Source organism: Ruminococcus sp., assembly GCF_024691275.1.
Taxonomy (GTDB): Bacteria; Bacillota; Clostridia; order Oscillospirales; family Ruminococcaceae; genus Ruminococcus.
This window is the reverse complement of the sequence record NZ_JAILNU010000031.1, coordinates 1-8,814: the sequence shown is the minus strand read 5'-3', so window position 1 is coordinate 8,814 and position 8,814 is coordinate 1. Positions and strand designations below refer to the sequence as shown.

General features: G+C 44.8%; 13 protein-coding genes and 1 riboswitch. Of the genes, 7 read left to right on the top strand and 6 right to left on the bottom strand.

What is annotated here, in order from left to right:
• The coding region (gene hcp, locus K6G33_RS03925; protein ID WP_296776510.1) for a hydroxylamine reductase at positions 1 to 629 on the top strand (629 nt) is incomplete at its 5' end.
• 722 nt (positions 630 to 1,351) lie between these two features.
• Here the strand turns inward: hcp and K6G33_RS03920 are convergent.
• Positions 1,352 to 1,495: a hypothetical protein gene (locus tag K6G33_RS03920; RefSeq protein ID WP_296776509.1), complete on the bottom strand. Its 144-nt coding sequence runs from the start codon at positions 1,493 to 1,495 to the stop codon at positions 1,352 to 1,354.
• A gap of 146 nt (positions 1,496 to 1,641) precedes the next feature.
• Entirely contained in the window at positions 1,642 to 1,896 is a 255-nt protein-coding gene (locus K6G33_RS03915) for a CotH kinase family protein (protein WP_296776506.1), read from the bottom strand.
• 122 nt (positions 1,897 to 2,018) lie between these two features.
• Between K6G33_RS03915 and K6G33_RS03910 the strand changes: the two genes are divergently transcribed.
• The 6 genes from K6G33_RS03910 to K6G33_RS03885 all read left to right on the top strand — a co-directional run bounded on the left by K6G33_RS03910 (position 2,019) and on the right by K6G33_RS03885 (position 5,511).
• The gene (locus K6G33_RS03910; protein WP_296776505.1) at positions 2,019 to 2,966 is read left to right on the top strand and encodes an alpha/beta hydrolase; all 948 of its coding nucleotides are present in this window, start codon (positions 2,019 to 2,021) and stop codon (positions 2,964 to 2,966) included.
• Between the two features lie 252 nt (positions 2,967 to 3,218).
• Positions 3,219 to 3,374: a hypothetical protein gene (locus tag K6G33_RS03905; protein WP_296776503.1), complete on the top strand. Its 156-nt coding sequence runs from the start codon at positions 3,219 to 3,221 to the stop codon at positions 3,372 to 3,374.
• Positions 3,375 to 3,506: 132 nt separating this feature from the next.
• A riboswitch (Fluoride riboswitch) is annotated at positions 3,507 to 3,579 on the top strand.
• Positions 3,580 to 3,622: 43 nt separating this feature from the next.
• Positions 3,623 to 4,003 carry a cation:proton antiporter gene (locus K6G33_RS03900; protein WP_367270463.1) on the top strand — a complete coding sequence of 127 codons (381 nt, stop codon included), beginning with the start codon at positions 3,623 to 3,625 and terminating at the stop codon, positions 4,001 to 4,003.
• Positions 4,004 to 4,355: 352 nt separating this feature from the next.
• On the top strand, positions 4,356 to 4,625 hold the full coding sequence (locus tag K6G33_RS03895) for a hypothetical protein (RefSeq protein ID WP_296776501.1): 270 nt from the start codon (positions 4,356 to 4,358) through the stop codon (positions 4,623 to 4,625).
• A 32-nt stretch (positions 4,626 to 4,657) separates the two neighbouring features.
• Positions 4,658 to 5,065: a hypothetical protein gene (locus K6G33_RS03890; RefSeq protein WP_296776499.1), complete on the top strand. Its 408-nt coding sequence runs from the start codon at positions 4,658 to 4,660 to the stop codon at positions 5,063 to 5,065.
• The gene (locus K6G33_RS03885; RefSeq protein ID WP_296776498.1) at positions 5,047 to 5,511 is read left to right on the top strand and encodes a hypothetical protein; all 465 of its coding nucleotides are present in this window, start codon (positions 5,047 to 5,049) and stop codon (positions 5,509 to 5,511) included. Before K6G33_RS03890 ends, K6G33_RS03885 begins: the two co-directional genes overlap by 19 nt.
• Positions 5,512 to 5,596: 85 nt before the next feature.
• Here K6G33_RS03885 and K6G33_RS03880 read toward each other — a convergent pair whose 3' ends face one another.
• From K6G33_RS03880 to K6G33_RS03865, 4 genes are all read right to left on the bottom strand, one after another.
• Positions 5,597 to 7,333, bottom strand: a complete 1,737-nt coding sequence (locus K6G33_RS03880) for an ABC transporter ATP-binding protein (protein WP_296776496.1) — start codon at positions 7,331 to 7,333, stop codon at positions 5,597 to 5,599.
• Complete coding sequence (locus tag K6G33_RS03875; protein WP_296776494.1) at positions 7,306 to 7,740, bottom strand: S24/S26 family peptidase; 435 nt, start codon at positions 7,738 to 7,740, stop codon at positions 7,306 to 7,308. The genes K6G33_RS03880 and K6G33_RS03875 overlap by 28 nt, the downstream gene beginning before the upstream one ends.
• The gene (locus tag K6G33_RS03870) at positions 7,737 to 8,465 is read right to left on the bottom strand and encodes a hypothetical protein (RefSeq protein WP_296776491.1); all 729 of its coding nucleotides are present in this window, start codon (positions 8,463 to 8,465) and stop codon (positions 7,737 to 7,739) included. Before K6G33_RS03870 ends, K6G33_RS03875 begins: the two co-directional genes overlap by 4 nt.
• The coding region (locus K6G33_RS03865) for a hypothetical protein (RefSeq protein WP_296776488.1) at positions 8,446 to 8,814 on the bottom strand (369 nt) is incomplete at its 5' end. The genes K6G33_RS03865 and K6G33_RS03870, both read right to left, overlap by 20 nt.

The window sequence follows — 8,814 nt, the reverse complement described above, 5'->3', positions numbered from 1 at the left end:
CACCCTACGGCGAAGTAAAGGATTTCTCGCCGATCATCGAACAGGCTAAGAAATGTCCTCCGCCTACCGAGATCGAAACCGGCTCTATTATCGGTGGCTTTGCCCATGAACAGGTATTCGCTCTTGCCGATACAGTTGTAGAGGCGGTAAAGTCGGGGGCTATCCGTAAATTCGTAGTCATGGCAGGCTGTGACGGCAGAGCGAAGTCCAGAAGCTACTATCAGGAGTTTGCAGAGAAGCTGCCGAAAGATACCGTGATCCTTACTGCCGGCTGTGCGAAGTACAAGTATAACAAGCTGAATCTTGGCGACATCGGCGGTATTCCGAGAGTTCTCGATGCAGGACAGTGCAATGATTCTTATTCTTTGGCGCTTATCGCTCTGAAGCTGAAAGAGGTGTTCGGGCTTGACGATGTGAATGATCTGCCTATTGTTTATAATATCGCTTGGTATGAGCAGAAAGCGGTCATCGTCCTCCTTGCTCTGCTGTATCTCGGAGTAAAGAATATTCACCTCGGACCGACTCTGCCTGCGTTCCTGTCACCGAATGTGGCAAAGGTTCTTGTAGACAGCTTCGGCATTGCGGGAATTACAACCGTTGACGAGGATATGAGGATCTTCGGCTTATGAGAAGAAAAGACCGTGAAGTGACCTATCTCAGCGAGATAATATAGATCATGAAAAACTGCGTTGTATGCAGGCTTGCTCTGAATGGCGACGGCTTTCTGTATATCCTGCCGCTGAATGGAGATAAGATCACGCTCTGTTTTTATAGTGCATTAGAGGAATATAAGGTCGGACTTATTCAGAAGGATAACATAGCTTCCTTTGAAATGGAATGCAAACATGAGATGCAATACTTCGAGGTCAAAGGCTGCCGCACAGTTGCTGTGCAGCAGCCTTTTATCGTTATATCAGAACTCAATATTTTGATACAATTTAACGCATACACGAAAATGCACCTAAGTCGGGGGCAAGTGTAACCAGCTTGGGTGCATAGATTCATTACTTATTCAATTATCCCCATCTGCCTCAGCAGAGCACGTTTCATAAGGCAGAGGTCAAATACATTAAGGACATTGTCTGCACAGAAATCGGCTGCTTTCCAGTCTTAAGCTCAGTATCAGGAACAGCAAGCAGGCATTTCTGTAATAGTACAAGGTCAGAAACATTTAACTCACCGTCCGTATTTACATTGCCCATGAGTATTTCGGGCTTTATCGCTACAAGTGAAAGATGCTCCACCTTTACTGTACCACTGCCTTTGAACTCCAGAACATCAGCGTGCTGACCGCTACGGCATTATTCGGATCAATTGGCTTTTCGTTCTCATCGAGGTATTTCCCTGAGCTTCAATTGGCAGAGGCAAAGTAGTTGTTAAGCCATTTGATACGTTCATCGAGCCAGTTAGCAAGATATTCAGCATGAGCCTTGTGCGTAGAAAGATCAGCGATCTCGTCGGGTTCGGAGAATACCTTTTCCCGAGACTGTTCCATTTTGTGAAGTTGCGCTCGTAGGAAGTGGCGTTCTTTTCGGCTTCGGAAATAACAAACTCAGGAAGCGTTTTCAAGTCATCATACACTTCCTTCCAGCGGACAGCCACAGCTTCTCTGAACCAGTCATTCTGAATGGCATAGCACATTCACTGATTGGAATTGGCATTGCAGTTGGGCACGTTGTATACTCCAAGTCCTGCGGCAGAATCGTATCCCTTAACGTCAATGAAGTTGCCGAGAGCAAGGTCGTAGTCCCACATGGGATTGAAGGTCAGCTTGCCGCCTGCGTCTTTGGAGATATAGTAGCTGTCCCAATCCGAATCAACGTTTTTGCATATCTCGTTGGCGATATAGTTATCTACAAGCGACAGAATATCAATGTACTGTGCAGCTTGTTCCATGTCGTTGCTTTTTTTCGGAGTATCGGCGGTTGCTTTTTCAAGCCGGATGTGGTATAATTTAGGGGTAAGAGTTGGCGGTCGGCTTGCTAATGAAGATTTATTTTTTATGGAGTAGTATTCAGATGAAAAAAGCATTTAAGATAATTAGAAAGGTACTTCTTATAATCATACTAATGCTAATCATTTTCTTGGTAATAGTGTTCACATACAATAAAATTATGATGAATAAGGAAAAGGCACTATTGGACGAACCTCTTGGCGAAATGTTAGAGGTTGACGGACACAATATGTGCATATACTCTGAGGGAGAAGGTGAACATACATTAGTATTTCTTTCAGGTTCAGGGACTGCTTCTCCTATACTTGATTTCAGAAGTCTGTATAGTTTGTTAGATGATGATTATAGGATAGTTGTTGTTGAAAAATTCGGCTACGGTTTCAGTGATGTAGTAAATACCGAGAGGTCATTTGATACAATACTAAGACAGGACAGAGAAGCACTTTCAAATGCTGGAATTGATGCTCCGTTTATCCTCTGCCCTCATTCAATGTCTGGACTTGAAGCAATACTTTGGGCACAAGAACATCCAGATGAAGTCGAAGCAATTGTAGGTCTTGATATGTCTTTGCCACGCGCTTATGACAACTTTAATTTTTCAAAAACAGAGCGATTTGAAAAAATTGCAGCTATTGGACGAGAGTTGGGGATTGTCAGGTTCTACTATTCTGACGATTCACTCCCTCAAATGCTTTCGGAAGATGAAAAGGCATTATATAGAGCTATTGCCAGCAAAATAGCTGTAAACGATGCAGTTATAAATGAAGGTCTTGCTATCCCCGATGCCGTCAAAAAGATTGACGGAGCACCTAAGCCTGATATACCAATGTTAATGTTTGTATCTGACGGAAAAGAAACAGGCATTGAAAAGTGGTCGGAGATACAAAAAGAGTATGCTTCTGAACTGTCAAATACAACTGTTGTTGAACTTGATTGCGGACACTATGTTCATAATTATAAGCAGGAGCAAATAAGTGAAGAAATGAAAAAATTTATTGAGAATATCAAGTAATAGTTTTTGACTTTCGCAATTGTCTATAAATTGAATGTTTTCACAAAATGCAGGGCATGACAGCTCTGCATTTTTATACCCGTTTCAAAATTTTCCATAACATCTTGACGAATGAAAAAGTCTTATGGCGCACGGGGCTTCTTGCGCAATGCGAATAGACAAACGGCAGTATTTTGAGCTATAATTATTATGTGGGAATAGTCCTCTATAGATATAAAACAAGGAGAGAACGAAACGGAAGGAGGTGGCAAGATGCTTACCTATGAACAGCAGACAGAGAAGCTCATGAAAAAGCGTAAGTCTGTGTTTGATCGTATTGAGAGCGACATGGCTGAGACCGAGAAGAGCAATACAAAGCTGAATGCTATCCAGTTTGCGAAGATCAGGGGTGCTCTCAGCTGTGATTAGAAATCGTAAAGTGCATTTGCAATATTTCCGATGCGATTTCGATATTTCTTCCTCATGCATAAAACTATTCTCAGATTATAGTGCAAAGTGATTGACATCTCAGCACTCCTGTGCTATAATAATAACAGAAAAAATAATATCGGGAATGATGTTCTCCCACGGGAAACCGAAACCGCTTATTCAAGCTGATGACTTCTGCGTTTTGACGCAAAAGTTGTCGGTTTTTTGTTTTATCCGGAGGTACTGTTATGCTTTTATCACTTGCAATAATTTTTCTTGTCGGGCTGTCGGCGGCAGCTATCTTTGAACGGATAGGCTTGCCAAGAATTATAGGAATGCTCGGTGTCGGAATTGCTGTCAGCCCCTATGTGCTTGATCTGCTTGATCCGTCCATTCTCGGGATCTCATCTGAGCTTCGGCAGATCGCGCTCATCATTATTCTTGTGAAGGCAGGATTATCGCTGAATCTGTCCGATTTGAAAAAGGTCGGCAGACCTGCGGTGATGATGTCATTCGTTCCTGCCTGCTGTGAAATCGGCGGATATGTTCTGATCGCGCCGCTGCTGCTCGGTGTAAACCATAACGAGAACAAGGCTGGTAGAAAGAAAAGGTTGGTAGAAACGTGGTAGAAATCAAGCAAGGTTCACTACGATAAATAAATGGAAATCAACATCTCAGCGTAAATCGCTCTTTGATGAATGTCAGGAGCGCTATACGCTATTTTTATGCCCAAAACTGAATACTGTATTAAGCGTTCCTCAGAAATGAGGGACGCTTTTTTTGCCTATAAATCCGAAACGCCACTATATGCAACGTGAATAATCACCGCTCGGCATAATAATTCGCCCAATAAAATAAACATATATTTTGTTTCACAATGAGTTTAAATGACAGTATTTGAACTTTCTACCATTATATCGCGTTGAAATAGCGCTGTCAAGGAAATCACTGGAATTATTTTCATTTAAGGAGGACTTCCCTATGCCTGTAATTGAATCTATCTGTATTCCTGTTAGCAGTGAGCTGACTTGTGCTGAAACTGCGATCATCACCAAGATGGCAAGCTATCCCGATGATGATAACTGTACCGCCGAAAAGATGCACTCCATGTTTCTCGGCAGTTCATACGATGAGATCAAGGCAACTCTTGAAGGTCTGAATAAGAGTGGTTATCTCAATAAGAACGCTGATGTTTATTCACTGAACAGAAGCAAACTCCCTGAAATGGTGAGGCGTACAATCACTTTCTGACACAAAGGGGTATCACAATGGCTGCTAAGTAAATGGAAAAGAAAAAGAAAAGAAGCTCATCTGTATGCCGTGTTTTCAAAAACACCGCATACGCAGTAATGAGCAACTATCATCTGATGTCAACAGCAATCTCGCTGAAAGCAACGGGACTTCTCAGTAAAGTTCTGAATTTACCCGATAAATGGGATTACTCTGTCAAGGGGCTTGCTTCTATTTGTAAAGAAAAGGAGACAGCACTGGACGAACTGAAAGACGTCGGCTATCTGTGCGTGACTAAGCTGTTCCCCAATCAGACAGAAAGCAAGAAGATCGGTTACAGATATCATTTCTTTGAATACTCCGAAAAGAATAAAACAGTACATATCAAGCCGACCGACTTCATAACAATCGAAAAAGCCTGCGGCAGCAACGGCTCTAAAGTGTGCCGTGTTATGGCGTGACCGCAGAGGAGGCGAAAGCTGCCGCCGTTGATGCTTACGGCGAAAGGATAACTCTTGTCGGCAAAATGAATCAGATCAGCGAGGAGATCAAGGAGCGTGAGCAGCAGTTGATATGGCTCAGGACTTACCAAAACTCAAAGCCTTTTCACGACCATTATATGTCGCTAAAAGGGCGTAATCAAAAGAAATATGCGGACCAGTATCGGTATTCAGCGACTGAGAGTGAACTCAAAAAAGCGTTCCCGAAGAAAATCCCGACAGTCGAGCAGTTGGAAAAGCATATTTCCAAACTTCGTGGAAAACTGGAAAATATGAACACCAAGTATGACGCATTGGATCAGAAGTCAAGAGAGCTGTCCGAAGCAACGAGGGAGATAGAAGAATTTCTCCGTCAGGAGCAGAGCAGGGATCGGCAGAAAAAGAAAAATAGGAGTGTACTTGAATGATACCCGTCATTAAGCTGTTAGTCAAGAATGATTAACAGCTTAATGACGAAAAAACTATCCACTAAAAAACGGCTCAGGGAGCTTGCTACACACTCTCTGAGCCGTCCGTATTTGTGAAGTCTATCACCCTGTCACATATCTCCAAAGCGGCAGGACGATGTGTAACGATCACGACCGTTTTATCCGTCATACTCCGCAGATTTTGTAACAGCGTTTTCTCCGTATCGGCATCGAGCGCCGAAGTCGCTTCATCAAGGAGCAGTATCGGGCTTTCTGAAAATATCGCCCTTGCGATTGCGATTCTCTGCATCTGCCCCTCTGAAAGACCAGTGCCACGCTCACCGAGCAGGGTGTCAATACCGCTGTCAAGTTCCGATACAAAATCATCGGCGCAGGCTATATGCAAAGCTCTGTTGATACGCTCATCATTCTGCATATCTGCCTTGTCAGCGAAAGCCACAACCTCACGGATCGTACCCGACATAAGCTGATTGCCCTGCGGAACATAAGCGAACAGCCTGTGCCATTCAGCAGTCAGCGGCTTTGTGCCTTGCGTATCGGTCAGGTAACGCTCACCGCCGTCGAGCTGATAAATGCTCATGAGCAGTTTCAGCACCGTGGATTTTCCGCAGCCGCTATGCCCTGTGAACGCCACATATTCGCCCTTGCCGATCTCAATGCTAATATTTTTCAACACAACAGGTTGATTATCTTTCGTAAGGTCTTTTGTACTATCGACCGCAGGATAGTAGGTAAAATCAGCATTTTTCAGACCGAATGCTTTGAGTGAATCGTTATAATATGCCTTGACCGTTTCAATACCAAGAGCCTGACAATCAGCATCATTCTTGAAATCTTCAATTTCCATTAGCCGCTCCGCACTTGCCGTCATAGCGTAGAACCGTGGGAGATAGCCTGTGATATTGGCAAACGGTGCTTGTATCTGCGAGATAAGCTGTGTTATCGCTGTCAGTGTACCATAGCTGATCGTACCGAGCAAAATGCCGTAACCGCAGTAGCACACCCCAAAGAGATACATTCCGTTCATCGCAAGCCCGAAACCGATATTGCAGAAATTGGAGAAATGGTTTTTACGCATTCTTGCGGTTTTATGCTGTAACATCTTGTCGCTTGCTTCATCTTCCGTCTGTTGTTCTGTTGCGAAAGAGCGTATCATCATCATACTGCCGATATGCTCTTGCAGGAAAATACGGAGCTTGCCGTCACGCTCCTGCACCTGTTTATGGAGCTTTTTCAGCACCTTGCGGAAAGCGTAGGTAAATACAATAAGCAGCACTCCGCAGGGCAGTAGAACACAGGCAAACCGCCAGTCAAGTACGATCATCATAATGACTGCACTAATGAGCTTGACAACCATTCCGACCAGTCCGGGGAGAATTTCAACGTAGCTGTCAGCGACCACTACCGTGTCATTGGTGAGCCGATTCAGCCATTCGCCCGAATGGACGGCACTCACGCTTGCGAAGTCTTTTCGCAGGATATTCCGCATCAGCCGAGCCTTGAAGATATTTTCAAAAGTCGATTTTGATAATTCGTTGAGCCACCGAATGACCGCCCTCATACCGATCTGAGCGACAACAAGCAGGACGGTCAGCACCACATAATGCCAGAATCCTGACTTGTCATGAGCTGTGGCGTTGTCCACGATATTCCGCAGGAGCAAAGCATACAGCACACCGCTTGCACCGTGCAGAGCCTGCACCAGCATCAGAGCGAGGATATACAGCTTTTTCTTTTCGGGGACGGCATAGAGCCATTTTATCGCATTGTTTTTCATCGTTTCAGTTTTCTTTTCAGCCATTTCGGGAAGTGTTTTGCTTTGAGGATAAAGGCACGGAGCGGAAAAAGGTCGCACCACAAATGCACATAGGTTTTGTATCTCCAATCGGTTATGGGGATCTCCTTTCCGTCACGGACAACAGCAGTAAGTACACCGATGATATGTCGGTCGGTAATGCCGTATTCTTTGGAATAGCGGTTATCTCCGCAGATCACATAATCATTCTCACGGACTTTCAGCACCCTATGCAGGACGTATTGACCGCTGTCACGCTTATACAACGGAACATCGTACTTTTTCAGCCTGCTGTGGGGCTTTTCAATGATAAGAATATCCCTGTCCTGCCGTATAAGAGGGCGCATACTGTCACCGACATTCGTGTAGACGAGCCTGCCGTCACGCTCGATCACATCTTCAAATCTTGTCATTGCATACCCTCATAGGCGACCTGTGCCGCCGAAATATCCATATTACAGCCGAGCCGATAGAGCTTCACACTTTCCGCAAGCCTGTCCACCAGTTCAAGCGTTTTCGCCATTTTCAGCATATCCGCAGGGCGGTAGACCTGTTGCAGAAGCATCGTGTAAGCCTGTTCTCTGGTGATCGGCTCGATATGATTTTCGGCAGACCGTGTGAAAATACATATCGCTTTCAGCGGAACGGAAGTGTTCGTGCCAAGCCTGTGCTTGCCGTTGTAGGGAGTGCCGTAAGCTGTGACTGTATCAGCGATATGCAAAAGCGGTTTATCATCATTCACCATGACTGCACGTTCTCCGAAATATTCTCGCCAAAATCTTGTATGAGTGGACTTGCCTGTGCCGCTTTTAGCCGTGAAAAGATAGCCCACACCGTCCACAGCCACAACAGAGCCGTGAAAAAGTACCGTGTCATAGTCAAGCATTTTCTCCGCTATCTTGCGGTAAACTGCCAATTCTTCAAGGTAGCTGTCTGAAAAATGCCGTGTCGGAATACCCTCGATCTCGTCCTCACGGGCAGACTTTTGTCTCTCGAAGTCAATATCAGCTTGCGTTGTGGTAACGGAGTAATCAGCAGGCTCGTCCGTCTGATAGTCTGAGCAGTATTCATGTACCTCGTCATATATCGAATTGACCTCAACCACCTTATCCGCTATCTTATACTTTCTTGTTATCATATTTCCTTAACGCTCTCATTTCTGCCTGTAACTTCTTGTGATTTGTGGCAATGCCCTTGCACCACCGCCATACATAGCCGACAGGGAGCAACAACCTATGCCGATAGTAAAACGGATAATACTGCTTCATAAACTCCGTATCGGGAAACAATCTCGCCCATATAAAGCTAAATTTCGACTTGCTGTGCGATTTGGCATAATGCTTCTTGACCGTGTTCTCAGCCGAGCGTGTCTTTGTACCGTAGGTGCAGGAGGTCAGATAATAGTCCAGCAATTCCTGTTCACGCTCAGTCAGTTCAGGGAATTTCACCGAGGAAAAGACCTTCTCCGCAAGCTCACGCTGTTCACG

Coding starts and splice junctions, on each gene's coding strand:
- K6G33_RS03910 (WP_296776505.1), top strand. CDS start 2,019: ATGAAAAAAGCATTTAAGATAATTAGAAAGGTACTTCTTATAATCATA.
- K6G33_RS03915 (WP_296776506.1), bottom strand. CDS start 1,896: ATGGAACAAGCTGCACAGTACATTGATATTCTGTCGCTTGTAGATAAC.
- K6G33_RS03890 (WP_296776499.1), top strand. CDS start 4,658: ATGGAAAAGAAAAAGAAAAGAAGCTCATCTGTATGCCGTGTTTTCAAA.
- K6G33_RS03870 (WP_296776491.1), bottom strand. CDS start 8,465: ATGATAACAAGAAAGTATAAGATAGCGGATAAGGTGGTTGAGGTCAAT.
- K6G33_RS03880 (WP_296776496.1), bottom strand. CDS start 7,333: ATGGCTGAAAAGAAAACTGAAACGATGAAAAACAATGCGATAAAATGG.
- K6G33_RS03920 (WP_296776509.1), bottom strand. CDS start 1,495: ATGGAACAGTCTCGGGAAAAGGTATTCTCCGAACCCGACGAGATCGCT.
- K6G33_RS03900 (WP_367270463.1), top strand. CDS start 3,623: ATGCTTTTATCACTTGCAATAATTTTTCTTGTCGGGCTGTCGGCGGCA.
- K6G33_RS03875 (WP_296776494.1), bottom strand. CDS start 7,740: ATGACAAGATTTGAAGATGTGATCGAGCGTGACGGCAGGCTCGTCTAC.
- K6G33_RS03895 (WP_296776501.1), top strand. CDS start 4,356: ATGCCTGTAATTGAATCTATCTGTATTCCTGTTAGCAGTGAGCTGACT.
- K6G33_RS03905 (WP_296776503.1), top strand. CDS start 3,219: ATGCTTACCTATGAACAGCAGACAGAGAAGCTCATGAAAAAGCGTAAG.